Consider the following 25987-nt stretch of genomic DNA (forward strand, 5'->3'; position numbering starts at 1 on the left):
CGCTGCCGGCGGCTCGAACCGAAGGTTTGAAGAAATGCGCTATATCAGCACCCGCGGCCAGGCCCCGGCCCTGAACTTCGAAGACGTCCTGCTGGCCGGCCTCGCCAGCGACGGCGGCCTCTACGTCCCGGAAAACCTGCCGCGCTTCACCCAGGAGGAAATCGCCTCCTGGGCCGGCCTGCCCTACCACGAACTGGCCTTCCAGGTGATGCGCCCCTTCGTGACCGGCAGCATCCCGGACGCCGACTTCAAGAAGATCCTCGAGGAAACCTACGGCGTCTTCGCCCACAACGCCGTCGCGCCGCTGCGCCAGCTCAACGGCAACGAGTGGGTGCTGGAGCTGTTCCACGGCCCGACCCTGGCCTTCAAGGACTTCGCCCTGCAACTGCTCGGCCGCCTGCTGGACTACGTCCTGGCCAAGCGCGGTGAGCGCGTGGTGATCATGGGCGCCACCTCCGGCGACACCGGCTCGGCTGCCATCGAAGGCTGCCGCCGCTGCGACAACGTCGACATCTTCATCATGCACCCGCACAACCGCGTGTCCGAGGTGCAGCGCCGGCAGATGACCACCATCCTCGGCGAGAACATCCACAACATCGCCATCGAAGGCAACTTCGACGACTGCCAGGAAATGGTGAAGGCCAGCTTCGCCGACCAGGGCTTCCTCAAGGGCACCCGCCTGGTGGCCGTGAACTCGATCAACTGGGCGCGGATCATGGCCCAGATCGTCTACTACTTCCACGCCGCCCTGCAGTTGGGCGGCCCGGCGCGTTCCGTGGCCTTCTCGGTACCCACCGGCAACTTCGGCGACATCTTCGCCGGTTACCTGGCGCGCAACATGGGCCTGCCGATCAGCCAGCTGATCGTCGCCACCAACCGCAACGACATCCTGCACCGCTTCATGAGCGGCAATCAGTACGTCAAGGAAACCCTGCACCCGACCCTGTCGCCGTCCATGGACATCATGGTCTCGTCCAACTTCGAGCGCCTGCTGTTCGACCTGCACGGCCGCAACGGCGCCGCCATCGCCCAGTTGATGGACACCTTCAAGCAGGGTGGCGGCTTCAGCGTCGAGCAGGACCGCTGGACCGAAGCCCGCAAGCTGTTCGACTCCCTCGCCGTGACCGACGAGCAGACCTGCGAGACCATCGCCGAGGTCTACAAGGAGTGCGGCGAGCTGCTGGACCCGCACACCGCCATCGGCGTACGCGCCGCCCGCGAATGCCGCCGCAGCCTGTCCACCCCCATGGTCACCCTGGGCACCGCGCACCCGGTCAAGTTCCCCGAAGCGGTGGAGAAGGCCGGCGTTGGCCAGGCCCCGGCACTGCCGGCACACCTGTCCGACCTGTTCCAGCGCGAAGAGCGTTGCACCGTGCTGGCCAACGACCTCAAGCAGGTCCAGGCCTTCGTTGCGGCCCACGGCAACCGCGGCAAGCCGCTCTGAGCTGAACGGCCATGAAAAAGCCCCTGGCGAGCGATCGCCAGGGGCTTTTCAGTTTCTGGTGCCGGGATCAGTCCGTGCTCTCTTTCCCCTGCGCGTCCTGTTCCGTCACTGCAGGTGCGCTGCTTTCCAGCTCCAGCGCTCCCCAGTTCGTCATGTCCACCGGCGTGGAGACGGCGCGCTGTCCGGGCACATAGACGCCATAGTCGAGCTTGAAGTCGATCTTCATGTCCGGCGCCTTGATGTCGCGTATCACCTGCCAGGTTATGGGCCGAGGGGTGTTCGGCAGCTGGGGCGGTTTCTGGAAAATCACACGGTCGCTGCCCTGCTGGCTCTGATTGATGACCTTGATTTCATATTTCATGTCCTTTCTCCCTGTCTCCGTCAGGCCCCGGACGCAATGGGGCAGACACCGATCATGGGCCAGTCCCCACCCCTTTGCCGGTTGATGGCTGTTCACAGATGCAACCTGGACAAAGCCGGCTCCCCTCAGGGGGCCGGCCTTGTCCAGGTACGGGAAACGGTTGATGGCAGGCTCAGTCGTTGGCCAGGTTCCAGCGGTGCAGCAGGCGGTGGGCGAACGGGGTGACCACTACACCGAGCGCCACCAGGAAGACGCTGTCCAGGAACAACCCATACAGCGCGGCGAAGTATTTGCCAGCCAGGCTGCTCGGCGGGTGTGCAAGGCCCACCGAGCCCAGCATGGACAGTGCGTTCAGCGTGGCCTCGTGCCAGCCAAGGCCATCCAGCAGGTAGAAGCCAGCGATCCCCGGCAGCAGGCCCAGCATCAGAAAGACCAGGGCCATGGCCTGGAAGCGCAGTGCGCGCAGTACGAAGTGATCCAGTCGGGCCAGATCCTCGGTAAAACGTTCCATTTTTCACCTCTCCTGGCGCCTGGTGGCGCAGTGCTGACGTCGGGCCCCGATCCTACCCCAGGTGCTGCGGGCTCCGGCGCCACGCCCCTGCTGTTCCGAGCCATCCCACGGCATGCCGGGTGAATGCCGCAGGATGCCAGATGCCAAGAAGCCCCCGGCGATCACTCGCCGGGGGCTTCTTCATGGGGTGCGCCAGGGCTTCAGCGGGCGATGAAGTCGAAGGTCCACAGGCCACTCGGGCGGGTCAGGGTCACGTCCACTTCGGTGGCGGTGATGGGCGCCACGTAGCGGGTCATGTCCGAGAAGTTCTGCACGATGTAGGTCTGCCCGATCATGGGCGGGGTGGCGACCATGAAGTAGAAGTTGGGCTCGTACTCGAAGCTCACGGTCATGCGCGAGTCCACCTTGGGCATGGTCACCACCGGGCGGCCGTTGACGTACCAGTTGCTGTCGAACTGGGTGTAGGGGTTGGTCTTGTTGATCACCCCGCACTGCTGGGGCGTCAGTTTCTCCAGCGCCAGCGACGTGGAGGCCGGCTCCAGTTGCGGCGACAGGCCGCTCGGGCTGACCGCCTGCAGCAGCTGGCCGGGCAGGATGGGGCGGCGCCCGGAGATGATCTGGTTGCCGGCCTTCTCGCCGAGGCTGCTCACGTCGGTCTCGATCACCGCCTCGTAGTCGAAGGACTCCGTGGCACCGGCCGAGCCGGTCAGCACCTGCCAGGCGTGGACGCGGTAGTCGCGCTGCGGGTTCTGCGGCTTGAGGAAGACCAGCACGGTCTTGCCTTCCATGTCGTCCACATTGAAGTTCACGTTGAAAGTCGTCATGTCCTTTTCTCCTTGGTTCCGTTGTGACCCCAGCGAATGCCCGGGTCTGTCTCCCTGACGGCCGGCAGGGGCGGCTGTGAAGTGCCGTGCCGTCGCGTGCTGGGTGTCGGTGCGGCCTTCACGGATGCAGCCGCGTTGCGTCTTGCCTGCTGGGCACCTTCCGCCCAGTCCAGTAAAGGAGAAATGCCATGGATCGCTTCGTTAACGCATTGCCGCTCGGCCTCCTGGCTGCCTGCTGCAGCCTCCCGGCCCTCGCCCAGATCGATTGCTCGGCCGGTGCCGCCGGGGTCAACCCGGTGCCGGTGCAGGTCGGTGCCGGTCTGGCCAACAGCCGCGTGAACCCCCAGATCAGCCAGCGCCATATCTTCTGTGGCGAGGTCAATGCCGGGGGCGCGGCGACGGGCTTCCACTCTCGGCCCAACAGCCATGACCCACGGTTGGGTGTGGGGCCGATGGCACCTTTCGCCGCCCAGATCACGGCGGGCGTGCAGTACATCGTCCAGCCTGGCATCAACCACCCCGGCGCCTATCGCTACCTGGGCAGAGGGATTCAGGTGGCCAATGCCGCTGGTGTGATGGTGCCCAAGGCTGCTCCGTCCACCTTCTTTCCGGACAGCTGCAGCCAGGTACAGGTGATCGCCTCGATCCGCTACGCCTATACCCATCCCTTCAAGGATGTCGGCCCATTCGTTCCTCCGCCGCCGCCTGGTGGCCCTGCACGTCCCCCGTATGCCAACTTCTTTGCCGGCCCGTCGGCTCCCTCGATCGGCGCCGTGGGCTACTGCACCGGTGAAGGGGGCAATCCCTTTACTGTCGGGGGCTACATCAAGCAGGTCGCGGGGCTCTGGACGCTGAGCACGGTCTACCCCATCGCCAGCTTCTGAACCTGGGCCCACCTCGCATGCGAGGTGGGCTCTCCGGTGCCCCTCAGGGCTGCAACCCCTGGCACAACCCGCCGACCTGTTGCCTCAGCTGATCGCGGGCCAGTTGCACCCGCTTGCGCAGGTTGGGCTCCTTGATCTGCAGGTGGCGCGCCAGCTCGCCGTAGGCCATGCCGTCCACGCAGTGCTGCCAGAGTGCATCGCCGAGGTTGGGCGGCAGTTGGTGGAGCGCCTTGCCGAGGGTCTCCATCGCCTCCCGCAGGCAGGCCTGGCGTTCGGGTTCGTTGCCGGCGCTGTCGGCCGGGTGCAGGTCCAGCCAGTCGAGGCTGCAGGTGCTCGGGGTGCTGCGCAGCCGGTCGATGCAGTGGTTGCTGGCCACCCGTCGCAACCACGCCGGCAGATTCTCGATGCGCTCCAGGCGCTGGGGCTCGCGCAGCAGCAGGGTGAAGAGCCGCAGGCGCAGTTCGCTGAGGGCGTCCTCGGCATCCTGGCGGTTGGCGGTGAGTTGCTGGCAGCGTCTGCGCAGCACGGGTTCATGATCGATCAGCAGTTTCCACACATGATGCGGCGTGCCTGTCTCGAGGCTCGCGTCCGGGTTGCTCGCCATGCTCGTACCTTTCCTTGTTGGTGCCGGTGGCGGTGCTGCAGGGGCAGCCCTTGCCAGGCCGGCTGGAGCAAGCAGGACGAAAGGTTTCCCGGGTTTGTGAAGGGGACGAAGGGGGCGTACGAGGGGGCGGATGGCGCCCCGATGGGCAGGGCGCGCGGAGAGAACGCTAAGGGAGGGGTAGGGGCGTCAGATCGCCCCGGCGGCGCGCAGGGCGTCGATGCGGGCCGCGTCGTAGCCCAGCTCGCCGAGCACCTCGGCGTTGTGCTGGCCTAGCTCCGGGCCGATCCAGTCCGCCGAGCCGGGGGTGTCCGAGAGCTTGGGCACGATGCCCGGCATGCGGAACGGCTGGCCGTCCGGGAGGCGGGCCTGCAGCAGCATCTCCCGCGCGAGGAACTGCGGGTCGCTGAACATGTCCTCGGCGGAGTAGATGCGACTGGCCGGCACCTCGGCGCGGTTCAGCGTCTCCAGCACCTGCTCCAGCGGCAGCGCCGCCACCCAGCGGTCGATTACCCCGTAGAGCTCGTCGCGGCGCGCATCGCGGCCATCATTGCTGGCCAGCTGCGGGTCGTTGGCCAGATCCTCGCGGCCGATGGCGAGCATGAAGCGCTTGAAGATGGCATCGCCGTTGGCGCCGATCTGCACGTGCCGGCCGTCCGCGCTGGTGTGGATGGAGGAGGGGGTGATGCCGGGCATGATGTTGCCGGTGCGTTCGCGGATGAAGCCGAACACGTCGAACTCCGGGACCATCGACTCCATCATCGCGAACACCGCCTCGTAGAGCGCCACGTCCACCACCTGGCCGAGCCCGCCGTTCACCTCCCGGTGCCGCAGGGCCATCAGCGCGCCGATCACCGCCCACAGCGCGGCGATGGAGTCGCCGATGGAGATGCCGGTGCGCACTGGCGGGCGGTCCTCGAAGCCGGTGATGTAGCGCAGCCCTCCCATGGACTCGCCCACCGCGCCGAAGCCCGGCTGGTCCTTCATCGGCCCGGTCTGGCCGAAGCCGGACAGGCGCACCATCACCAGCTTCGGATTCAGTGCGTGGATCACCTCCCAGCTCAGCCCCAGCTTCTCCAGCACGCCGGGGCGGAAGTTCTCGATGAGGATGTCCGCCTCCGCCAGCAGGCGCTTGAGCACCTCCAGGCCCTCGGCGTGCTTGAGGTTGAGGGTGATGGACTTCTTGTTGCGCGCCTGCACGAACCACCACAGCGAAGTGCCTTCGTAGAGCTTGCGCCACTTGCGCAGCGGGTCGCCGCCGTCGGGCGACTCCACCTTGATCACCTCGGCACCGAACTCGGCGCACAGGCGGGAGGCGAAGGGGCCGGCGATCAGCGTGCCGAGTTCGATCACTTTCAGGCCGGCGAGGGGCTTGTGGGAGGTGTCCATGGTCGTCCGGGAGGGCAGTGGAAAAGGTCGCGCTAGCCTAGACGATCCCTTCGCCCCTGGCAGCCACCGGCGTAACGCGAACCCCGTCGCGCCCCGGGACATCCGTGCTGTCCCTGGCTGGCATCGGCAGGTCTAATCGGCTCGGGAATCGGTGGTGTGAATCGGTGCGCGACTATTACATGTGAGCTATTGCGGGCTCACATGTGATGGTCTAGGCTCCGACCCCATGCAGAAATCATCCGCCCACTACCAGCGACTCTTCCGCCAGCGCCTGCGTGACCAGGGGCTGGTCAAGAAAGAGGTCTGGATCCTCCCCGAGAACGCCCGCGCGCTGCTCGCGGTGGAGCGGACGCTGCGCCAGCCCCAGCCGGGGCCGGTTCACCTGGAACAGGAGAATGCGATGGAGATGCCGCAGATCTGGAACGCCCGCGCGCTGTGCGACGCCCTGGCCGCCACCGAGCTGTTCCGCCAGGGCGAGGCCCAGGTGGAGCTGATCGAAGGCGCCGAGCCGAGCCTGCTGGTGACCATGCGCGAGTTCGGCGACCTGCCCCTGTTCCTCGCCGTGCACGGCGAGCAGATCCTCGTCGAGGCACTGCTCTGGCCCCAGTCCGAAGTCCGCGACGTGGCGCGCTTCAACGAAGAAATCCTGCTCAGCCGCCAGCTCTTTCCGCTCTCCAGCATCGGCCTGGAGACGCGTCCCGGCGGCGAGCGTTGCTACATCATGTTCGGCGCCTTGAGCGCCCGTTCGATCCTGTCCAACGTGGTGTTCGAGATCGAGACCCTGGCCAGCAACGTCATCCGCGCCACGGAAGCCTACGAAGGCTACCTGGCGCCCCAGGCCTGACCCCGGAGAAACCCATGAACGTATGGAGCAAGCTGATCGACGCCCTGCGTGGCGGCCTCGGCGAAGCCGGCGACGCCCTGGTGGACAGCCAGGCCCTGCGCATCCTCGACCAGGAGATCCGCGACGCCGACCAGGCCCTGCGCCAGGCCCGCGAAGCCCTGGCCGGCGTCATGGCCCGGCAGAAGCTCGCCGACGAGCGCGCCGCCCAGTGCCAGGCCAAGGTCGACGAATACGAAGGCTATGCCCTCAAGGCCCTGGAAAGCGGCAACGAGGCCCTGGCCCGTGAAGTGGCGGAGAAGATCGCCGAGCTGGAAGCGCAGCACCGGAGCGAGCGCGGCCAGGCCGAAGGCTTCAGCGCCCAGGTCGCCCAGCTGCGCAAGGCCGTGACCCAGGCCGAGGCCAACATCCGCCACCTCAAGCAACAGGTGGACACGGTCAAGGCCACCGAAAGCGTGCAGCGTGCCCAGCAGGCCGTGGCCCAGCGCCAGGGCGATACCCACAGCCGCCTGGGCACCGCCCTGGACTCGCTGGAGCGCCTCAAGCGCCAGCAGGCCGAGCGTGCCGCGCGGCTGGAGGCGGCCGACGAACTGGCCAGTGCCGAGCGTGGCGACGACCTGGAAGCGCGCCTGCGGGCCGCCGGCATCGCCACCGGGCCCAGCAGCGCCGACAGCGTCCTGGCGAGGCTGCGGGACAAACGCTGACAAACCCGACCGCGGCCCCGCCCGCCCTGTTTCAAGGACTGGAAACGATGGACCTCTTCCTGATCACCGCCCTCTCGTTCCCCACCGTGGTGTTCAGCTTCCTGCTGCTCATCGCGGTCATCTACTGGACCGTGGTCGCCTTCGGTCTGCTGGAGGTGGACCTGCTGGATGTCGAGGCCGACTCCCTGCTCGAAGGCCACGGCAACGCCGAAGGCCTCGCCGGCCTGCTGTCCAAGCTCAAGCTCAACGGCGTGCCGGTCACCTTGGTGCTGACCCTGCTGTTCTTCTTCGGCTGGTTCATCAGCTACTTCGTCGAACTCTGGCTGCTCGGCCAATTGCCCCTCGGCTGGCTGCGCTACCCGCTCGGCCTGGTGGTGATGATCGGCGCCCTGGTGCTGGCCGTGCCCATCGCCTCCACCCTGTGCCGCCCCCTGCGCCCGCTGTTCCTCAAGGCCGAGGCCACCAGCACCCGCAGCGTCATCGGCCAGACGGCCGTGGTGCGCAGTGGCCGCGTCACCGCCGGGCAGGGCGAAGCCGTGCTGGAGGACGGTGGCGCCGGGCTGATCCTCAAGGTCCGTGCCGACGAAGCCCTCGGGCTCAAGCGCGGCGACCGCGTCGTGTTACTGGAATACCTGGAGGCGCAGCACGCCTATCGGGTCATCACCGAGGACGAATTCCGCGGGCTCTGACCCCGGTGTGCCTCAGCATCAAAGGAGAATGATTGCAATGAACCTAGCCTCGCTGCTGCCCATCCTGATCGGCGTCGGTCTCGTCGTCCTCGTGGTCGTCGGGCTCCTGGCCCTGTTCAAGGCCTTCTACATCAAGGTCCCGCAGGGCACCGCACTGATCGTCAACGACATGTCCTCCACCCCCAAGGTGCACTTCACCGGCGCCCTGGTGTACCCGGTCATCCACCTCAAGGAGTTCATGCGCATCTCGCTGATCACCCTGGAAGTGGACCGCCGTGGCAAGGACGGCCTCATCTGCCGTGACAACATGCGCGCCGACATCACCGTCGCCTTCTACCTGCGCGTCAACGAAACCCAGCAGGACGTGCTCAAGGTGGCCAAGGCCATCGGCGTCGACCGCGCCTCCGACCGGGGCGCGGTGAACGAACTGTTCAACGCCAAGTTCTCCGAAGCGCTGAAGACCGTCGGCAAGCAGTTCGACTTCGTCGAACTGTTCGAGAACCGCCAGGACTTCCGCGACCGCATCATCGAAGTGATCGGCAACGACCTGAACGGCTACGTGCTGGAAGACGTCGCCATCGACTACCTGGAACAGACCGCCAAGCACTCCCTCGACCCGAGCAACATCCTCGACGCCGAAGGCATCCGCAAGATCACCGAACTGACCGCCAACCAGAACGTCATCACCAACGAGCTGGAGCGCAACCAGGAACTGGCGATCCAGAAGAAGAACGTCGAGACCCGCGAAGCCGCTCTGGCTCTCGAACGCCAGCAGGCCGACGCCGAGGCCCGGCAGAAGCGCGAGATCGAGACCATCCGCGCCCGCGAGGAAGCCGAGACCGCCAAGGTCAAGGAAGAGGAACGCCTCAAGGCCGAGCAGGCGCGCATCCAGGCGCAGCAGGAGATCGACATCCGCGTCGAGAACCACCAGCGCGAAGTGGAAGTGGCCCAGCAGAACCGCCAGCGCGCCGTGGTCATCGAAGTGGAGAAGGTCACCCGCGCCAAGGACCTGGAAGTGGTCGCCCGCGAGCGCGAAGTCGAGCTGCAGCGCATCGAGAAGGAAAAGGCGCTGGAAGAACAGCGCAAGAACATCGCCAACGTGATCCGCGAGCGCGTCGCCGTCGAGAAGACCGTCGCCCAGGAAGAAGAGCGCATCAAGGAAGTGCGTGAAGTCTCCGAAGCCGAGCGCGCCAAACAGGTCATCGTCCTCCAGGCACAGGCCGAAGCCGAGCAGGAGCTGGTGCGCCAGGTCAAGCAGGCCGAAGCCGACGAGACCCGCTCCAAGCACAAGGCCGTCGAGATCAACAACCTCGCCCAGGCCGAACTGGAAGCCGCCGCCAAGCAGGCCGAAGCCAAGAAACGCATGGCCGAAGGCATCGAGGCCGAGCGCGCCGCCCCCGGCCTGGCCGATGCCCGCGTTCTGGAAGCGACCGCCACCGCGAAGGAGAAGGACGGCCTCGCCGACGCCCGCGTGCGCGCTGAACAGCTGATCGCCGAAGCCCGTGGCGAGCAGGAGAAGGGCCTCGCCGAAGCCCGCATCCTCGAAGCCCAGGCCGCCGCTAAGGAGAAGGACGGTCTCGCCGAAGCCAAGGTGCTGGAAGAGAAGCTCGGCGCTCAGGCCCGAGGCGAAGAACAGCTCGGCGCCGCCAAGGCCAAGGCCACCAAGGACCTGGGTTCGGCGGAAGCGGAAATCCTCCTGCAGCGCCTCAACGCCGAGGCCGAAGGCCTGGGCAAGAAGTTCAGCGCCCTCGACGCCCTCAGCGACAGCGCCCGCCAGCACGAAGAGTTCCGCATGCAGCTGGAGAAGAGCTTCGAGGAAGCCATGGCCGCCATCGCCGCCAACAAGGACATCGCCAAGGACCAGGCCGAGGTGCTCGCCACCGCCCTGGGCAAGGCGAAGATCGAGATCGTCGGCGGCGAAGGCGACTTCTTCAATTCCTTCGCCAAGTCGCTCTCCGTCGGCAAGGCCATCGAAGGCGTGGTGGGCAAGAGCCCCGTGGTGCAGGACGTGCTCGCCCGCCTGCTCAACGGCCGCACCCCGGCCGTCGCGCCCAAGGCTGACGCCGCCCCGGCTGCCGAAGCCTGATCGAGCGGGCCCCGGAACCCCCGGGGCCCGACGCCGCGCACAGGGTCCGCCCCGCCTTGCGAAAGGGGCCGGGCCCGCCTACCCGCCAAGAGGAACCCCGCCATGGCCGAATCCCGTGACTACCTGGAGCTGTCCTTCCGCTCCATCCACTGCTTCGCCAACGACGGCCGCCTGGACGTGCACGAACTGGCCGCCCTGCTGGCCATCGCCGAGCGCGACGGCGTCATCGACGACAACGAGAAGCGCGTGCTGAAGAAGATCCTCGCCCACGTCAGGCCCGAGGAAATCGACCCCGCCCTGCGCGAGCAGATGGCCGAAGTCGCCCGCAAGATCGGCGCCTGAGCCCAGGCCCCGCGCCCCCGCGTACCCGGCCCCTCCGCCCGAGGGGCCCTGTTCGCAGACCCAGCAGATTCAGGAAGAACACGATGTCGGACGTCACCGCCGCAACCCCCGCACAGGATGTATTGGACAAGGCCGTCGCCGAAGGCGGCGCCTACGAGGTGCTGCACAAGCGCCTGCAGGACCAGGGGCAGCGCCTGCGGCAGACCACCGACAGCCTCAACCAGCGGCGCCTCGAAGCCTTCGGCGACAGCCGTATGGACGTGGTCGGCCGGGTGCGCATCCGCACCGAGAACAACTGCATCGCCCGCGACATCGTCCAGGTCGGCGACTGCCTGCTGTTCGGTTACAACGTCTTCATCGGCCTGAGGAAGGAAACCGGCATCGCCGACGTCTTCTCCCTCTACCGCCTGGTGGAAGGGGAGGAGGGCTATGAGGCCGAGCCGGTGCCGCTGGAAGGCACCTTCCTCGCCGCCCAGGGCTTCCTCAACGACTTCAACGAGCTCTACACCTACTACAAGAACACCCGCCTGCTGCAGCTGGCCATCCGCGACGGCAAGCTGCTGGCGAGCTTCCAGATCGGCGAGCGCATCACCGACATCCGCGTGTTCCGCTGGTCCCTCTCCAGCGACGGGCGCGAGGTGCGCTACATCGACAACCGCGGCGAGCGCGACATCGCCCTGCCGTCGCCCTTCGACTTCGAATGGAAGAAGGCCACCCGCGAGATGGTGGTCCAGGGCCGCCACCCGCACCTGAACATCCTCGACACCGTGTTCGTCGAGACCATCGGCGGCGACCTCACCATCAAGGTGGAGAACAACACCGAGGACGGCCTCGGCATCTACCGCGAAGAGGTGGTGGACAAGACCCAGTCCCTCGACGACGCCCAGATCGAATTCGCCCGCCTCGGCAGCCTGGTGCTGCTCAAGGTGCTGCCCTACCGCGAGGAGCAGTGGCGCTACCTGGTCTACAACAGCCTGACCCGCCAGGTGGAGCGCATCGACGCCATCGGCCAGGCCTGCGTCCAGCTGCCCGAGGACCACGGCATCATCTTCCCCGGCGGCTGCTACCTGCAGAACGGCGAATACAAGACCTTCGACGCCTCCATGGCCGGCATGCGCTTCAAGCGCAGCGTGCGCTCGCCCAACGGCGAAGACGTGCAGTACATCTTCTACCACCCCGAGGAGGGCCGTTCGGTCCTGCTCACCTACAACCTCATCAGCCGCCAGCTGCAGAACCCGCTGTTCGGCCACGGCTACGCGCGCCTGGAAGACGGGCGCATGGTGATCTTCGCCGCCGAGGGCGACGAGCCGACCCGCATCCACCCCATGCAGATCTGGCAGACCCCGTTCTTCACCGAGGAGTACGCCGCCCGCCAGCCGGCCCGCAGCGGCTTCTTCGGGCGCATCGGCAACGCCGAGCTGGTGCGCGGCGTCTCCGACCTGTACGGCCTGTGCCGCGAGATCGAAACCCCCTCCGTCTCGGTGCAGCGCTACACCCAGCTGTGCCAGGGCACCCGCCGCCTGTTCGACGTCTACCACTGGCTCGGCAGCGACGAGCTCGACGGGCTCGCCCCGCTGCTGCGGGAAGTGGCCGCCACCGCCGAACGGGTGCTGGACGAATACGAGAAGGTCGAGAGCATCCGCCGCCAGTCCGACCAGGCCATGGCCGGCGCCGAAGCGCAGCAGAAGGCCCTGCTCGGGCGCCTCCAGGCCGCCGGCTGGGAACAGGCCCAGGACTACGTTGACGCCCTCAACGGCATCACTGCCCAGCGTGGCCTGCTGCTGACCATCCGTGACTACCGCTACATCGACGTCGCCCGCATCGACGCCATGGAAACCGAGCTGCAGGAGGCCCAGGCGCGCACCGCGGCCGCCACCGCCACCTTCCTCGCCAGCGACCAGGCCCTGCAGCCCTTCGTCACCCGCCTGGAGACGCTGGACGCCGACGCGCAGAAGGCCGAGACCGTCGCCCTCCTGGCACCGCCGCTGGAGGCCTTGCAGGCCATGGCCGGCGACCTGGACATGCTGTCCAACCTGATGGGCTCGCTGCAGATCGACGACGCCACCCAGCGCACCCGCATCATCGAGTCCATCTCCGAGATCTACGCCCGCCTCAACCAGGCCAAGGCCCGCGCCGAGCAGCGCCGCAAGGCCCTCGGCTCCACCGAATCGGTGGCCCAGTTCGGCGCCCAGTTCAAGCTGTTCGGCCAGGGCATCGTCAACGCCCTGGCCCAGGCCCAGGACCCCGAGCGCTGCGACGAGCAGCTGTCGCGCCTGCTGGTGCAGCTGGAGGAACTGGAGAGCCGCTTCGGCGATCACGAGCAGTTCCTCGGCGACATCCTCAGCAAGCGCGAGGAGCTGCTGGAAACCTTCGAGGCCCACAAGCAATCCCTGCTCGACGAGCGCCAGCGCAAGGCCCAGGGCCTGCAGGACGCCGCCCGGCGCATCCTCGACAGCCTCGGCCGACGTACCGCCAAGTTCACCCAGGCCGAGGAGCTCAACGCCTTCTTCGCCGCTGACCCGCTGATCCTCAAGCTGCGCGAACTGGCCCAGCGCCTGCGCGAGCTCAACGACAGCGTCAAGGCCGACGACGTCGAAGCCCGCCTCAAGGGCGCCCGCGACCAGGCCGTGCGCGCCCTGCGCGACAAGAGCGAACTGTTCGAAGCCGGCGGCAACGTCATCAAGCTCGGCCCGCGCCACCGCTTCAGCGTCAACACCCAGGAGCTGGACCTGACCCTGCTGCCCCGGGGCGACGGGCTCTACCTGCACCTCACCGGCACCGACTTCCTCGAACCCCTGCACGACCCCGAGCTGGACGCCCTCAAGGCCTACTGGCAGGTGGCGCTGGAGTCCGAGTCCGAGCGCCTCTACCGCGCCGAATACCTGGCCGGGGAAGTCCTCGACGCCGCCGACGGCCAGCGTGAAGGCCTCAGCCTGGACGGCCTCAAGGCCCTGCTGGCGCAGCCCGAGGAACTGGCCCGGGTGGTGCGCGACTTCGCCGCCCCGCGCTACCGCGACGGCTACGAGAAGGGCATCCACGACCACGACGCCGCCGCCATCCTCCAGCACCTGCTGCCCCTGCGCGAAAGCGCCGGGCTGCTGTGCTTCGGCGCCGTGCCCCGGGCCTTCGCCACGCTGTTCTGGGACGCCGCCCGGCAGGGCGAGAGCGGCACCGCCTGGCCGGAACGCGCCCGCACCAGCCGGCACATCCAGCAGCTGTTCGGCCGCGCCGACGGCCTGCTGGCGCTGCAGGCCGAAGTGACCGACGCCCTGCAGGCCTTCCTCGCCGAGCACCCGCTGCCCCTGCAGCCGGGCCAGGTCGCCGAGGCCGCCGAGTACCTGGTGCAGGAACTGGCCGCCGAGCGCATCGAATTCACCTTCAGCAAGTACGCCCGCCAGCTGCACGAAGGGCTCAAGCTGCGCCTGCAAGGCGCGCGCATGTGGGACGACTACCAGGCCGCCGTGGGCCGCCTGGAGGGGCGCCCGGCGGCCCAGTGGGCGCTGGTCGGGCACTGGCTCGACGGCCTCTGCGGCGAAGAGGGCTTCGCCGGCCTCGCCGATTACCGGGCCGAAGCCGTGGCCCTGGCGCTGCTGCGTGCCGACTTCCCGCAGCGCTTCACCGAAGTGGACCTGCGCTTCAGCGTCAGCGGCCTGATGGGCGAGCACCCGCGCATCCAGGACCACAGCCTGGCACTGGCAGTGGACGACTTCTTCGGCCGCCTGCGCGAACACCGCGAGCAGGTGCTGCCCGGCCTGCGCCAGTACCAGGCGCTGCGCCAGGCCCTGGTCGCCCGCCAGCGCGAGGCCCTGCGCCTGGCCGAGTTCAAGCCGCGCCCGCTGACCTCCTTCGTGCGCAACAAACTGATCAACGACGTCTACCTCGGCATCATCGGCGACAACCTGGCCAAGCAGATGGGCACCGTCGGCGAGAACAAGCGCACCGACCTCATGGGCCTGCTGATGCTCATCTCGCCCCCCGGCTACGGCAAGACCACCCTGATGGAGTACGTCGCCCACCGCCTCGGCCTGATCTTCATGAAGATCAACGGCCCGGCCCTGGGCCACGAGGTGCGCTCGCTGGACCCGGCCCAGGCGCCCGACGCCACCTCGCGCCAGGAGCTGGAGAAGCTCAACCTGGCCCTGGAGATGGGCAACAACGTGATGCTCTACGTCGACGACATCCAGCACACCCACCCGGAGTTCCTGCAGAAGTTCATCTCCCTCTGCGACGGCACCCGGCGCATCGAGGGCGTGTGGAAGGGCCGCACCAAGACCTACGACATGCGTGGCAAGAAGTTCTGCGTGGTGATGTCCGGCAACCCCTACACCGAGTCCGGCGATGTGTTCCGCATCCCCGACATGCTCGCCAACCGCGCCGACATCTATAACCTCGGCGACACCCTGGGCGGCATGCAGGACGCCTTCGCCCTCAGCTACATCGAGAACGCCCTGACCTCCAACCCGGTGCTGGCGCCCCTGGCCACCCGCGACATGGCCGACGTCTACCGCTTCGTCGACCGTGCCGAGGGCAAGCCCTTCTCCGCCAACGAACTGGGCCACAGCTACAGCGGCGCCGAGATCAACGAGATCACCACCACCCTGCAACGCCTCATGCAGGTGCGCGACGTGGTGCTCAAGGTCAACCAGCAGTACATCGCCAGTGCCGCCCAGGCCGACCAGTACCGCACCGAGCCGCCGTTCAAGCTGCAGGGCAGCTACCGCAACATGAACAAGATGGCGGAGAAGATCTCCGCCGTGATGAACGACGCCGAGCTGATGCAACTGCTGGCCGACCACTACCAGGGCGAGTCCCAGCTGCTCACCACCGGCGCCGAGGAGAACCTGCTCAAGCTCGCCGAACTGCGTGGCAACCAGAGCGCCGAGCAGGCGGAGCGCTGGACCCAGATCAAGCGCGACTTCATGCGCAACAAATCCATGGGCGGCAGCGACAGCGACGTCGGCACCCGCGTGGTGGCCCAGCTCAACGACCTGGTGGAGAGCGTGCGCGGGCTGGCCCGCAGCGAAGCCCCCGCACCGGCCGCCGCCGAGGTGCCGTGGGAGGCCCTGCTGCAACGCCTGGAGGCGCTGGTGCAACCGCCCGCCGCGTTCAAGGTGGACGTCACCGCCCCGGCCCAGGAGGGCGTGCGCGAAGTCCTGCTGAGCCTGGCCGACTGCCTGGAGAACAGCTTCATGCCGCTGATCCGCATCATGGACAAGAAGATCGACGTCGACCTGCGCACCCATCACCGCATCACCGACATCGCCAATCGCCTCAACGAGCTGGGTGGCGCCCTGCCGGCGCCCGGCACCGACGGCACGCCCACCTGACCCGGAGGTCGCCATGGATTTCGCAGGACTCGACCAGCAGCTGCGCGACAGCCTGCAGGACCTGAAGCTGAGCAACGAGGAGCGCGACGAGCTGCGCGAACTGGGCAGCGAGCTGGGCCCGGACCAGGTGCGCTACCTGCGCAACCGCGCCTTCGACCTGGTGCGCGAGCTGTGCCAGGCCGACCCGGCCAACCTGCAACCGGCGCTCAAGTGGCTGGAGCAGGTGGTGCGCACCCTCGACCTTGCCGGCGCCGTCGCCCCGGCCGTGGCCAGCGCCCACTTCAGCCCCGGCGAGGAGTGCCGGCGCAAGATCCGCGAGCTGTGCCGCCAGGCCCGGCACAGCGTGGACATCTGCGTCTACACCATCTCCGACGACCAGCTCAGCAGCGAGATCCTCGCCTGCCACGGGCGCGGCATCCGTGTGCGGGTGATCAGCGACAACGAGAAACAGCACGACGAGGGCAGCGACATCCAGGCCCTGCGCCACGCCGGAGTCGATGTGCGCATCGACGACAGCCCCTTCCACATGCACCACAAGTTCGCCCTGTTCGACGGCCGCCTGCTGCTCAACGGCAGTTTCAACTGGACCCGCAGCGCCAGCACCAGCAACGAGGAGAACCTCCTGGTGATCGACAACGCCCACCTGGTGGCGCGCTACCTGGCGGAGTTCGACAGCCTCTGGGGGCGCTACGCCCCACGCTGAAACGCCGTGCGTGACGCTGTCACAGTCGGGGAGTAAAGTGCGAAGCCGTTCGCATTACGGCCGATAACCCCACCGCCCGCGCGTCGCCTTCCCCAGGCTGGCCGCCGGGAGCTTCCCGCCCTGGACCGTGCAGATGGACCTTCACATCCCCACCCTGGTGCTGGTGGACGTCTACATCCTCGCCCTGCTCGGCATCCTCGCCGGGCGGGCCTGGCGTCGCGGCACCCCGGAGCCGACCCTCGGCTACCTGAGCCTGACCCTGCTGCTCGGCGCCTTCTGCACCGTGCTCGGCAGCCTGCGCGGCCTGGGCATGGACTGGGTGCCGATCATCATCGGCAACGTTCTGCTGCAGCTCAGCTGCGCCGCCAGCTGGACCTCCATGCGGGTGTTCGCCGGCCGGCCCGTTCATCTCGCCGGCTTCCTCGCCGGGCCGCTGCTGTGGTTGGCGCTCTGCGCCGTGCCGGCGTTCTACGCCTCGCTGCCGGCGCGGATCATGCTCAGCTGCGTGCTGATGATCACCTACACCGCCCTCGCGGCCTTCGAGCTGTGGCGCGCCCGGCGCAGCCTGCAGGTGTCCATCGCCCCGGCCATGGCGCTGCACCTCATGCACGTGGCGACCTACGGCGTGCGCCTGGCGCTGGACCGGGGCGAGCCGTTCCAGCGGCTGGTCAACGGCCAGGCCAGCCCCTTCTTCGCGATGCTGGTGTTCGAGACGCTGCTGTACGCCATCGGCGTCGCCTTCGTCACCCTGGCCATGGTCCGTGAGCGGGCCGAGCTGCAGTACAAGCACGCCGCCTACAGCGACCCGCTGACCGGTGTCGGCAACCGCCGTGCCTTCATGGATTCCGGCCAGGCCCTGCTGGAGCGCTGCGCACGGCGCGGGGAGGGCGTGGTGCTGCTGCTCTGCGACCTGGACAACTTCAAGCGCCTCAACGACTCCTACGGCCACGCCAGCGGCGACGCCGCCCTGGTGGACTTCACCCGTATCGTCGCCGCGCGCATGCGTCGGCACGACGTGTTCGGGCGCATCGGTGGGGAAGAGTTCGCCTGCCTGCTGGCCGATGCCGACGGCGCCACCGCCGTGCTGGTGGCCGAGCGCATCCGCCGCGAGTTCGCCGAGAGCTGCCCCGAGGCACCGGGGCCGCTCAGCGTCAGCATCGGCGTGGCCGGCAGTGGCGAGGCGGGGTACGACCTGTCGCGGTTGCTGTCCCTGGCGGACAAGGCCCTGTACCGGGCCAAGGCCCAGGGGCGCAACCGCGTGGAGTGCTACCGCGAGGCCCCGGCCGAGCCCAGCGGCGAGTCGGCGGCCTGAGCCGTCGGCCTCCGTTGCTGGGCGGCCTTCAGGCCGCCACGGGAAGGGGGTGGACCAGGCCGTTGTTCAGCGCCTCCAGCAACTGCTGGCGCAGGGCGGCGGCCCGTGGCGGGTCTTCCGCCTGCAGGTGGTCGATGGCCTGGTGCAGCTGGGCGAGGGGGTTCTCCTCCCGCATCACGTTGGTCAGCGACAGGCTGGCGATGGCGTCTTCGAAGCGGCCGTGCCGGATGTGGTCCAGCAGCAGGGCTTCGTCCAGCCTGCGTTCGGCGCTTTGCATCGCTTGCAGCCGAGCTTGCAGGGCCTGGGCCCTGGCCGTGTCGCCCAGGGCCAGGTAGGCCAGGCCGATGGCTTCCAGGTAAATGCCGAGGTCCTCGTCGTCTTCCAGGGCCTCGGCCTGCTGCGCATCGTCCAGGGTGACGAGGCAGGCCTCCACCCAGCGCAGGGCGCGGGGTGCTTCGCCCAGGTCGCGCAGCAGCGGGGCCTGCTCGGCCAGCTTGGTCACGCGGCCGTCCAGGTCCAGGGCGGCATTCAGCTGCTCGAGCTCCTCCAGGTGCGTGCGCACCCCGTAGGCGTCGCGCTGGTGCGCCGGCAGGGCGGCCTGCTGGCGCAGCCAGCCTTCCAGGGCGAACAGGCGCAGCCAGCCCCAGTTGTCCTCGCCACGGATCCGCTCCAGCTCGATCAACGCCTGGCGCCGCAGCTCGTCGGCCCAGGACGGGTGCCGGCCGAGGTGGTGCTCCCACAGGGTGAGCAGCAGCCAGATGCGCTGGCCCGGCTCGTGGGCGCGGGAGTCCAGCAGGGCGTTGGCCTGGGCCAGGTCGCCCTGCTCGGCGTGCCAGTCCACCAGGCGCAGCAGCAGTTCGTCGTAGTGATGCACCGGCGCGCAGTCCACCACCCGCAGCGCGGTATCCGGCTGCGCCATGGCCAGGGCGTGGTCCATCAGCTCGGTGTGGGTGAAGTAGCCGGTCTGCTCGCCCAGGTCGGCCAGCAGTTCGAAGGCGGCCTCGGTCTGGCCACCCTCCATCAAGGCCAGCACGGCCTGGCCCTGTTCCTCCACCGGCAGTTGCCTGGCCAGCGCCAGGGCACGGGGCACCTCGCCCAGTTCGGCAAGGCCAGCGAGCACCGCCTTCAGGTCATGGAGGGGCAGGCTGGTGTCCGGCTCCGGGTGGGCCAGCAGCTCCCAGGCCCGCTCCAGGCTGCGCAGGGCCGCCTGGGGTTGCTGCAGGCGACGCTGCAGCCCGGCGAGGATGAGGTTCTGCGGGCCGGACAGGCTCTGGCCGGTGCCCTGTTCCTGTTGCTGGGTGAGGGTGTCGAGCTGGGCTCGGGCCTGGGCGTCCTGGCCGCAGGCGAGCAGCAGCGGGATCTGCAGCAGCGGCGACTCCGGCAGCGGACGCTCCAGGCGCTCCAGCAGGGACAGCGCCGCGTGCGGGTCCTGGGCTTCCAGGTAGTGCTCCAGCATGTTGTCCAGGGCGCTCTGCTGGTAGCCGTCGCGCAGCTCGGCCAGGGCGGTGAGTGCGGCCTGTTCCTCGCCGGCACGCAGCAGCGCCGGGGCCACCTGGTGCAATGCCAGCTGGCGGGCCTCGCCTTGCAGGCCCTGGGCCATGTCCAGCGCCAGGCGCGGCTCGAACAGGCTCAGCAGGGCCGTGCGGTTCACCTGGCCAGCCTCCTGCAGATAGGCTTCCAGGCTGCCGTCGTCGCGGTTGACGGCGTACAGCACCGCCGCGATGAGCACGACCACGACCAGGGCAATGAGTAGTTCCATGGGCTTCCCTTTCCTGTGTTCCATGCGCCCGACCGGGCGCGGCGTCGGTCTTATAAAGGCCGTCGCCGGGCCTGGCAACCCGCGCTGCGCATACCTGGGACTGATTGCCCATTTCCGCCCCGCGCGCCGCCGTACGGGCCGGGCATGGGGGGCGCTTTCAAGGTAGACTTGCCGCCTTTTCGCCAACCAGGACGCCCTTCATGGCCCTCCAAGCGACGCCTTACAAAGTCGAACTCAACCTCACCGACCTGGACCGTGGCGTCTACGAGACCCTGCGCTTCACCGTGGCCCGGCACCCCTCCGAGACTGAGGAGCGCCTGGCGGTCCGCCTGATCGCCTACGGCCTCTGGTACCACGAGCAGCTGGCCTTCGGCCGTGGCCTGTCGGACGTGGACGAGCCGGCGCTGTGGGAGAAGAGTCTGGACGACCGTGTGCTGCACTGGATCGAAGTCGGCCAGCCCGATGCCGAGCGCATCACCTGGTGCTCGCGCCGCTGCGAACGCTTCAGCCTGCTGGCCTACGGCAGCCTGCGGGTGTGGCAGACCAAGGTGCTGGACAGCGTGCGCAACCTGAAGAACATCAACGTCGTCGCCGTCGGCCAGGAAGCCCTGGAAGAACTGGCCCGCGACCTGCCGCGTTCCATCAGCTGGACCCTGATGATCAGCGACGGCTCGCTGTTCATCACCGACGAACGCGGCCAGCACGACGTGCCGCTGGAATGGCTGGTCGGCGAACGCTGATCCATCCCCTTTTCGCCCCGGAAGACCGAGTCGCATGCGTATCGAGCCCCGCCCCCTGCCCGCCACACTGCCCGACCTGGGCAACCTGCCGCCCCTGCTGACCCGCCTCTACGCCGCCCGTGGCGTGAGCTGCGCGGAGGAGCTGGACAAGGGCCTGGCGCGGCTCATCCCCTACACGCAGATGAAGGGCATCGACGCCGCGGTGACGCTGCTGGTGGAGGCCCTGGAGCAGCGCCAGCGCATCCTCTTCGTCGGTGATTTCGACGCCGACGGCGCCACCGCCAGCTGCGTCGGCGTGCTCGGCCTGCGCATGCTCGGCGCCGCCCACGTCGACTACCTGGTGCCCAACCGCTTCGAGTACGGCTACGGGCTGACCCCGGAGATCGTCGCCGTCGCCCTGCAGCGCGAACCGCAGCTGCTGGTGACCGTGGACAACGGCATCTCCAGCGTCGACGGCGTGGCCGCCGCCAAGGCCGCCGGGCTCAAGGTGCTGGTCACCGACCACCACCTGCCGGGCCCGGAACTGCCGGCGGCGGACGCCATCGTCAACCCCAACCAGCCGGGCTGCGAGTTCCCCAGCAAGTCCATGGCCGGGGTCGGGGTGATCTTCTACGTGCTGCTGGCCCTGCGCGCGCGCCTGCGCGAGCTGGGCTGGTTCGCCGGGCGCGGCATGGCCGAGCCGAACCTCGCCGAGCTGCTGGACCTGGTGGCCCTGGGCAGCGTCGCCGACGTGGTGCCGCTGGACGCCAACAACCGCATCCTGGTGCACCAGGGCCTGGCGCGCATCCGCGCCGGCCGTGCCCGTCCCGGCCTCAAGGCGCTGCTGGAGGTGGCCGGCCGCCCGGCGGCGCGCATCACCTCCACCGACCTCGGCTTCATCCTCGGCCCGCGCCTCAACGCCGCCGGCCGCCTGGACGACATGAGCCTGGGCATCGAATGCCTGCTCTGCGAAGACCAGGCCCTGGCCCAGGACATGGCCGTGGAGCTGGACCAGCTCAACCAGGACCGCAAGCAGATCGAGCAGGGCATGCAGCGCGAGGCCCTGGCCCAGCTCAAGGACCTGCCGCTGGAAGACCTGCCGTTCGGCCTCTGCCTGTTCGAGCCGGACTGGCACCAGGGCGTCATCGGCATCCTCGCCTCGCGCCTCAAGGAGCGTTACCACCGCCCGACCATCGCCTTCGCCGATGCCGGTGACGGCCTGCTCAAGGGCTCGGCGCGCTCGGTGCCGGGGTTCCACATCCGCGATGCGCTGGACGCCGTCGCCGCCCGCCATCCGGGGCTGATCAGCAAGTTCGGCGGCCACGCCATGGCCGCCGGCCTGTCGCTGCCGGTGGAGCATTTCGGCGCCTTCGCCAGCGCTTTCGACGCCGAGGTGCGCCGCCAGCTCACCGAGGACGACCTCACCGGCCGCCTGCTCTCCGACGGCCAGCTGAGCCTGCAGGAATTCCACCTGGAACTGGCCCGCGCCCTGCGCCAGGCCGGCCCCTGGGGCCAGCACTTCCCCGAGCCGCTGTTCCACGGCGTGTTCCAGATCGCCCAGCAGCGCCTGGTGGGCGAACGCCACCTGAAGCTGGTGCTCAAGAGCGAGTGCGGCTCCCTGCAGCTGGACGGCATCGCCTTCAACATCGACCGCGACGTCTGGCCGAACCCCACCGTGCGCTGGGCCGAGCTGGCCTACCGCCTGGACGTGAACGAGTTTCGCGGGCAGGAGAGCGTGCAGTTGATGGTGGTGCACATCGCCCCGCGCTAGCCCCCGTTCCCGCCCGCGGGTTCTCAGCGCGGGCGGATCGCCTCGGGCTCCACTTCCGCCGTGTGCCCGGGGCCCAGTTCCAGCAGGACGTGGAACGCCCCGCTCGGGCGTTCGAAGGTGAAGCTGGAGTCCTCGCCCAGGGTGCCGTGGATGAGCACCTGCCCCTCATCGTCGAGCACGTCCAGGGTCGCCCCCGGCGTGGCGGTGCCGTCCGAGAGACCGCCCACGCAGCGCACTTGCGTGGCATCCAGGGCCTGGCATTCGCAGTAGATCCCGTGGCCCCAGGCGTTGCCACCGGCCAGCAGGAGCAGGGCACCGAGCCAGCGCTTCATCGGCCACCTCCACGCTTGCCGAGCCAGGCCACCACGTCGGGGGAGGCCTGGGCGAGGGGCAGGGCGGCCTGGTGCACCGAGCCGTCCCAGCCTTCCACCGTCAGCCACAGCTCGGCGTCCGCCGGGGCGTCCTCGGGGATGCGCACTTCCGCCAGGCGCCGGTAGGGGCTGCCCGAGGCGAGGGCGCCGGCCGCGCGCAGGTAGCGCGGCTTGCCCACGCGCAGGTAGGCCGCCTTGATCGCGGCGTCGCACTCGCGGCAGAACGCCAGGCTGAAGTCCTTCATGTAGCCGGCCTTGCCCTCGCGCACCGGCTCGCCCCGTTCCCATTCCGCCAGGCGCACGTGCCAGGGGCCGACCGCCAGCTCGCCGATGGGGCGCTCGCCCAGGCCCTGGAGGCCGCGCTCCAGGCTGGCTTCGTGGAAGTAGGCGGGCATGTAGCCGAGGGGGATGAGCACCAGCAGGGCGCTCAGGTGGAAGCGCCAGCGCAGCCAGAGGCGGGCAGGGCGGGAGCGGACGGGGGCGGTCATTCGGTCACCTCGGTGGCGGGGCGCGGGGTGGGCCGTGGGCGCGGCGGGCGTTTCATCGCCTTGGCGGTGGCCAGCACGGTGCGTTTGCTCCAGATCAGCAGGCCGCTGAGCACCATCAGCGTCAGCAGCAGGCCGAACACGAACCACAGCAGCTTGACCCAGATGCCGCCGAAATCGCCGGTGTGCAGCGGGCGCATGGACTCGGTGACGAACTCCAGGGCGTTGCGGTCGCCGAGCAGGTGAGAGCCCAGCAGGGTGCCGTCGTAGGGGTTCACCTCAGCGGTCTGGAACATCAGCGGGTACCAGCCCCGGCCGCCCACCTCCAGCGGGGTGAAGGCGTCCGCCGGGAAGATCACGAAGCTCACCTCGAAGCCGGGGATGGTGCGCGTCGCCACCTCCACCGCCTGGTCCACGCAGATGCGCGGCACCGGCTGGCCGGGCTCGGGGCGCGGCAGCGCCTCGCGGGCGATCAGCGTGGGCGGGCCTTCGCTGGAGATGGAGATGTGGTTGTCGTAGAGCACCGCGCGGATCAGGAACCAGGTGCCGGTGACGGCGATCACCGCGATGAACCAGATGGACCAGATGCCCACCAGGCGGTGGAAGTCGCCCCAGAAGATCCGCGCGCCCTGGCGGATGCGCAGGGTCGGCCGCAGGAAGCCGCGCCAGAAGCGCTTGTACACCACCAGGCCGGTGACCAGCGAGGCGAGCATCGGCAGGGCCAGCAGCGACACCAGGTACCAGCCCCAGCTGTAGCCGTTGGTGAAGGGCACCAGCCACCAGCCGTGCAGGGCGCGGGTGAACTGGCGGAAGTCGAACAGCGGGCTGCTGCCCTGGATCACCCCGGTGTACGGGTTGACGTAGAGCGTGGCGGTGCGGGTGTCGGGGTAGCTGACCGCCGCCGTGAGGGCGAAGTGGTCCTCCTCCGGCTTGGCCAGCCACTCGATGGCGGCATCCGGCTGCTGGCGGGCGATGGCGGCGACGACCTGGTCGAAGCCGAGGGGCTGGGCGTCATCGGCGGGGCGGGTGGCGCGCACGTCGGGGTTGGCCAGCCAGATGATCTCCTCACTGAGCACCGCCAGGGTGCCGGTGGCGCAGACGAGGAAGACGAAGAACCAGATCGGCAGGGCCAGCCAGCTGTGGACCAGGAACCAGGTTCGCGAGCGGGACTTCTTGGACATGACGGAGCGCGGTCCTGACTGTTCGGGGCGATGAAAAAGACCGCCCGCCGGGATGGCGGGCGGAAACTAGCCAAAGGGGCGCTCGGCACCGGCCCGCCCCGGCAAGGGCGCGGCAGGTGCATGGAGAGGAGTGCCTAACAGTAAGGACGGATGAGCGCGGAAAAACCGACAGGGTCAGGTGAAAGAAAATGTTTCCGCGCCGGCCGGGCTCAGCCCATGTGGGAGCTGGAGCGGCGCACGAACTTGATGGAGTGCTTCAGGGTGGGCTTGCGGGTGACGCTGATGGCGCGGCGGGTCACCGTGTCGATGGTGATGTTCCAGAAGCCGGTGCTGGGCACCGTGATGCGCGCCGGGAAGCGGTCGAAGGCGCCGCCGTGGTAGGTGTGGCGGCCGCCGTTCTTGAAGCTGCGGAAGTTGGCATCGCTCATCAGGCGGATGTTGCAGACCTGCGAGCACTCGATGACGACCAGGTCGCCTTCGTTGAGGTGTTCGCGTTGATGGATGAACTTCATGGCAAGGCTCCGGAGCAGGGGTGACGCGGGGGCGCAACGATAGCACGGCCGGCCCGCGTCCCGCTGCCCCGGGCGCGGCGTGCGCGACGGAATGCCCGGATTCGCCAGGGCGCGGTTGCCGGGCGCCGATGGCCCGGGAATGATCCCCCGCTGCGGGCGCGAGCCCGGTCTACGCTGCGCAGCGAAAGATCGCAATTCCTGCAAATCCGCTGCCGCTAGCGTCTGGTCCAGGGAGGCTGACCATGAAACCCGAAACCCTCGCTCACTATGCCCGCCGCATCGACCCGGTGCTGCGCTGGCTGGCTGCTCACCCGGACGCCGATCCGGACCTCCACCACCTGGCGGAGCTGGCCTGCCTGTCGCCGTACCACTTCCACCGCGTGTACCGCGCGATGCTCGGCGAGACGGTCAATGCCACGGTCCAGCGGCTGCGCATGCACCGCGCGGCGGTGGCCCTGGCCGGTACGGGGGATTCGCTGGAACGGGTCGGCCGGCGTGCCGGGTACAGCTCGCACGCCGCCTTCAACCGCGCCTTTGGCGCCCACTTCGGGCTGCCCCCGGGACGCTACCGCGAAACCCGGGCCCGCCCGCTCGACCCCCAGGAGCTCGCCATGTACCCCATCGCCATCGAAACCTTCCCAGGCGCCGTCCTCGCCACGCTGCCGCACCAGGGCAGCTACCAGGGCATCGGCCCGTTGTTCGGCCGCGCCTTCATGCTCGCCATGGGCCAGGGGCTGCTCGGCCCCGACTGCCTGATGTACGGCGTCTACTTCGACGACCCGGCCCAGGTGCCCGAGGCGCGCCTGCGCTCGCTGGCGGGCATTTCCGTGTCCCCGCAGGCGGTGATCGGCGGCGAGCTGGAGCGCTACGAGATCCCCGCCGGGCGCTGCGCCATGCTCACCTACACCGGGCCCTACAACGAGATGGGTAAGGCCTATGACTGGCTGTACTCGCGCTGGCTGCCGGAGAGCGGGCTGGAGCCGGGCGACTGCCCGATGTTCGAGCAGTACCTGAACGACCCGCGCAGCACCCCGCCCGCCCAGTTGCAGACGCGCATCTGCATGATGCTCGCGGGCTGACGCCCGGCGCCGCCTTCCCGGGGGAAGGCGGCGCGATAGTTTGCAGAATCCGCAACTGAGTATTTGTCCTGTCCGATGTATCCCGAGCAACC

23 protein-coding genes are annotated in these 25987 nt (G+C 68.7%); 13 read left to right on the forward strand and 10 right to left on the reverse strand.

Features of this window, described 5'->3' with window-relative positions:
* Positions 1-34 precede the first annotated feature (34 nt).
* On the forward strand, positions 35-1444 hold the full coding sequence (thrC, locus tag BM198_RS14920) for a threonine synthase (protein WP_074970934.1): 1410 nt from the start codon (positions 35-37) through the stop codon (positions 1442-1444).
* Positions 1445-1511: 67 nt separating this feature from the next.
* On the opposite strand, the gene BM198_RS14925 is transcribed toward thrC, so the two are convergent.
* The 3 genes from BM198_RS14925 to BM198_RS14935 all read right to left on the reverse strand — a co-directional run bounded on the left by BM198_RS14925 (position 1512) and on the right by BM198_RS14935 (position 3140).
* Positions 1512-1805: a hypothetical protein gene (locus BM198_RS14925; protein WP_074970936.1), complete on the reverse strand. Its 294-nt coding sequence runs from the start codon at positions 1803-1805 to the stop codon at positions 1512-1514.
* 172 nt (positions 1806-1977) lie between these two features.
* Positions 1978-2316, reverse strand: coding sequence for a hypothetical protein (locus BM198_RS14930; RefSeq protein ID WP_044405881.1), 339 nt, complete (start codon positions 2314-2316; stop codon positions 1978-1980).
* Positions 2317-2516: 200 nt separating this feature from the next.
* Positions 2517-3140 (reverse strand): hypothetical protein, encoded by a 624-nt coding sequence (locus BM198_RS14935; RefSeq protein ID WP_044405879.1) that lies wholly within the window; start codon positions 3138-3140, stop codon positions 2517-2519.
* 188 nt (positions 3141-3328) lie between these two features.
* On the opposite strand from BM198_RS14935, the gene BM198_RS14940 reads away from it, so the two are divergent.
* Positions 3329-4024, forward strand: coding sequence for an EndoU domain-containing protein (locus tag BM198_RS14940; RefSeq protein WP_074970938.1), 696 nt, complete (start codon positions 3329-3331; stop codon positions 4022-4024).
* Positions 4025-4067: 43 nt separating this feature from the next.
* On the opposite strand, the gene BM198_RS14945 is transcribed toward BM198_RS14940, so the two are convergent.
* Positions 4068-4628 carry an RNA polymerase sigma factor gene (locus BM198_RS14945; protein ID WP_074970941.1) on the reverse strand — a complete coding sequence of 187 codons (561 nt, stop codon included), beginning with the start codon at positions 4626-4628 and terminating at the stop codon, positions 4068-4070.
* A 186-nt stretch (positions 4629-4814) separates the two neighbouring features.
* Positions 4815-6014, reverse strand: coding sequence for a CaiB/BaiF CoA transferase family protein (locus BM198_RS14950; protein ID WP_074970943.1), 1200 nt, complete (start codon positions 6012-6014; stop codon positions 4815-4817).
* A gap of 226 nt (positions 6015-6240) precedes the next feature.
* On the opposite strand from BM198_RS14950, the gene bacA reads away from it, so the two are divergent.
* The 8 genes from bacA (at position 6241) to BM198_RS14990 (ending at position 18018) form a co-directional block, all read left to right on the forward strand.
* A complete protein-coding gene (gene bacA, locus BM198_RS14955; protein ID WP_044405874.1) occupies positions 6241-6858 on the forward strand; it encodes a biofilm formation regulator BacA in 618 nt (205 codons plus the stop codon).
* A gap of 14 nt (positions 6859-6872) precedes the next feature.
* Positions 6873-7559 carry a PspA/IM30 family protein gene (locus BM198_RS14960; RefSeq protein WP_074970945.1) on the forward strand — a complete coding sequence of 229 codons (687 nt, stop codon included), beginning with the start codon at positions 6873-6875 and terminating at the stop codon, positions 7557-7559.
* 47 nt (positions 7560-7606) lie between these two features.
* Complete coding sequence (locus BM198_RS14965) at positions 7607-8248, forward strand: OB-fold-containig protein (protein ID WP_044405869.1); 642 nt, start codon at positions 7607-7609, stop codon at positions 8246-8248.
* Positions 8249-8285: 37 nt separating this feature from the next.
* A complete protein-coding gene (locus tag BM198_RS14970) occupies positions 8286-10334 on the forward strand; it encodes a flotillin family protein (protein ID WP_044405867.1) in 2049 nt (682 codons plus the stop codon).
* Positions 10335-10436: 102 nt separating this feature from the next.
* Complete coding sequence (locus BM198_RS14975; RefSeq protein WP_044405865.1) at positions 10437-10676, forward strand: hypothetical protein; 240 nt, start codon at positions 10437-10439, stop codon at positions 10674-10676.
* Positions 10677-10759: 83 nt separating this feature from the next.
* Positions 10760-16003, forward strand: a complete 5244-nt coding sequence (locus BM198_RS14980; RefSeq protein WP_074970947.1) for a DNA repair ATPase — start codon at positions 10760-10762, stop codon at positions 16001-16003.
* Positions 16004-16016: 13 nt separating this feature from the next.
* Complete coding sequence (locus BM198_RS14985; protein WP_074970949.1) at positions 16017-16706, forward strand: phospholipase D-like domain-containing protein; 690 nt, start codon at positions 16017-16019, stop codon at positions 16704-16706.
* A 133-nt stretch (positions 16707-16839) separates the two neighbouring features.
* Positions 16840-18018, forward strand: coding sequence for a GGDEF domain-containing protein (locus BM198_RS14990; protein ID WP_074970951.1), 1179 nt, complete (start codon positions 16840-16842; stop codon positions 18016-18018).
* A 28-nt stretch (positions 18019-18046) separates the two neighbouring features.
* Here BM198_RS14990 and BM198_RS14995 read toward each other — a convergent pair whose 3' ends face one another.
* A complete protein-coding gene (locus BM198_RS14995) occupies positions 18047-19777 on the reverse strand; it encodes a tetratricopeptide repeat protein (protein WP_074970953.1) in 1731 nt (576 codons plus the stop codon).
* A 200-nt stretch (positions 19778-19977) separates the two neighbouring features.
* Between BM198_RS14995 and BM198_RS15000 the strand changes: the two genes are divergently transcribed.
* Positions 19978-20517: a YaeQ family protein gene (locus tag BM198_RS15000; protein WP_044405855.1), complete on the forward strand. Its 540-nt coding sequence runs from the start codon at positions 19978-19980 to the stop codon at positions 20515-20517.
* Between the two features lie 34 nt (positions 20518-20551).
* Positions 20552-22267 carry a single-stranded-DNA-specific exonuclease RecJ gene (gene recJ, locus BM198_RS15005; RefSeq protein ID WP_074970955.1) on the forward strand — a complete coding sequence of 572 codons (1716 nt, stop codon included), beginning with the start codon at positions 20552-20554 and terminating at the stop codon, positions 22265-22267.
* Between the two features lie 23 nt (positions 22268-22290).
* Here the strand turns inward: recJ and BM198_RS15010 are convergent, their stop codons facing one another.
* From BM198_RS15010 to BM198_RS15025, 4 genes are all read right to left on the reverse strand, one after another.
* A complete protein-coding gene (locus BM198_RS15010) occupies positions 22291-22599 on the reverse strand; it encodes an Ig-like domain-containing protein (RefSeq protein WP_074970958.1) in 309 nt (102 codons plus the stop codon).
* Positions 22596-23126 carry a thiamine pyrophosphate-binding protein gene (locus BM198_RS15015; RefSeq protein ID WP_074970960.1) on the reverse strand — a complete coding sequence of 177 codons (531 nt, stop codon included), beginning with the start codon at positions 23124-23126 and terminating at the stop codon, positions 22596-22598. The genes BM198_RS15010 and BM198_RS15015 overlap by 4 nt, the downstream gene beginning before the upstream one ends.
* Positions 23123-24304 carry a PepSY-associated TM helix domain-containing protein gene (locus tag BM198_RS15020; protein ID WP_074970962.1) on the reverse strand — a complete coding sequence of 394 codons (1182 nt, stop codon included), beginning with the start codon at positions 24302-24304 and terminating at the stop codon, positions 23123-23125. Before BM198_RS15020 ends, BM198_RS15015 begins: the two co-directional genes overlap by 4 nt.
* Positions 24305-24513: 209 nt before the next feature.
* Positions 24514-24816, reverse strand: coding sequence for a DUF1883 domain-containing protein (locus BM198_RS15025; RefSeq protein ID WP_044400048.1), 303 nt, complete (start codon positions 24814-24816; stop codon positions 24514-24516).
* Positions 24817-25058: 242 nt separating this feature from the next.
* Between BM198_RS15025 and BM198_RS15030 the strand changes: the two genes are divergently transcribed.
* On the forward strand, positions 25059-25895 hold the full coding sequence (locus tag BM198_RS15030; RefSeq protein WP_074970964.1) for an AraC family transcriptional regulator: 837 nt from the start codon (positions 25059-25061) through the stop codon (positions 25893-25895).
* The last annotated feature ends 92 nt before the right edge of the window (positions 25896-25987 follow it).

The sequence above is a fragment of the Metapseudomonas otitidis genome, from assembly GCF_900111835.1.
Lineage (GTDB): Bacteria > Pseudomonadota > Gammaproteobacteria > Pseudomonadales > Pseudomonadaceae > Metapseudomonas > Metapseudomonas otitidis.

Bases quoted from the DNA above. Each gene is read 5' to 3' on its own strand.
- BM198_RS15010 (WP_074970958.1), bottom strand. From the start codon at position 22,599: ATGAAGCGCTGGCTCGGTGCCCTGCTCCTGCTGGCCGGTGGCAACGCC.
- recJ (WP_074970955.1), top strand. From the start codon at position 20,552: ATGCGTATCGAGCCCCGCCCCCTGCCCGCCACACTGCCCGACCTGGGC.
- BM198_RS15000 (WP_044405855.1), top strand. From the start codon at position 19,978: ATGGCCCTCCAAGCGACGCCTTACAAAGTCGAACTCAACCTCACCGAC.
- BM198_RS14950 (WP_074970943.1), bottom strand. From the start codon at position 6,014: ATGGACACCTCCCACAAGCCCCTCGCCGGCCTGAAAGTGATCGAACTC.
- BM198_RS14935 (WP_044405879.1), bottom strand. From the start codon at position 3,140: ATGACGACTTTCAACGTGAACTTCAATGTGGACGACATGGAAGGCAAG.
- bacA (WP_044405874.1), top strand. From the start codon at position 6,241: ATGCAGAAATCATCCGCCCACTACCAGCGACTCTTCCGCCAGCGCCTG.
- BM198_RS14985 (WP_074970949.1), top strand. From the start codon at position 16,017: ATGGATTTCGCAGGACTCGACCAGCAGCTGCGCGACAGCCTGCAGGAC.
- BM198_RS14930 (WP_044405881.1), bottom strand. From the start codon at position 2,316: ATGGAACGTTTTACCGAGGATCTGGCCCGACTGGATCACTTCGTACTG.
- BM198_RS14965 (WP_044405869.1), top strand. From the start codon at position 7,607: ATGGACCTCTTCCTGATCACCGCCCTCTCGTTCCCCACCGTGGTGTTC.
- BM198_RS15015 (WP_074970960.1), bottom strand. From the start codon at position 23,126: ATGACCGCCCCCGTCCGCTCCCGCCCTGCCCGCCTCTGGCTGCGCTGG.
- BM198_RS15025 (WP_044400048.1), bottom strand. From the start codon at position 24,816: ATGAAGTTCATCCATCAACGCGAACACCTCAACGAAGGCGACCTGGTC.
- BM198_RS15030 (WP_074970964.1), top strand. From the start codon at position 25,059: ATGAAACCCGAAACCCTCGCTCACTATGCCCGCCGCATCGACCCGGTG.
- BM198_RS14925 (WP_074970936.1), bottom strand. From the start codon at position 1,805: ATGAAATATGAAATCAAGGTCATCAATCAGAGCCAGCAGGGCAGCGAC.
- BM198_RS14940 (WP_074970938.1), top strand. From the start codon at position 3,329: ATGGATCGCTTCGTTAACGCATTGCCGCTCGGCCTCCTGGCTGCCTGC.
- BM198_RS14970 (WP_044405867.1), top strand. From the start codon at position 8,286: ATGAACCTAGCCTCGCTGCTGCCCATCCTGATCGGCGTCGGTCTCGTC.
- thrC (WP_074970934.1), top strand. From the start codon at position 35: ATGCGCTATATCAGCACCCGCGGCCAGGCCCCGGCCCTGAACTTCGAA.
- BM198_RS14945 (WP_074970941.1), bottom strand. From the start codon at position 4,628: ATGGCGAGCAACCCGGACGCGAGCCTCGAGACAGGCACGCCGCATCAT.
- BM198_RS14980 (WP_074970947.1), top strand. From the start codon at position 10,760: ATGTCGGACGTCACCGCCGCAACCCCCGCACAGGATGTATTGGACAAG.
- BM198_RS14990 (WP_074970951.1), top strand. From the start codon at position 16,840: ATGGACCTTCACATCCCCACCCTGGTGCTGGTGGACGTCTACATCCTC.
- BM198_RS14995 (WP_074970953.1), bottom strand. From the start codon at position 19,777: ATGGAACTACTCATTGCCCTGGTCGTGGTCGTGCTCATCGCGGCGGTG.
- BM198_RS14960 (WP_074970945.1), top strand. From the start codon at position 6,873: ATGAACGTATGGAGCAAGCTGATCGACGCCCTGCGTGGCGGCCTCGGC.
- BM198_RS14975 (WP_044405865.1), top strand. From the start codon at position 10,437: ATGGCCGAATCCCGTGACTACCTGGAGCTGTCCTTCCGCTCCATCCAC.
- BM198_RS15020 (WP_074970962.1), bottom strand. From the start codon at position 24,304: ATGTCCAAGAAGTCCCGCTCGCGAACCTGGTTCCTGGTCCACAGCTGG.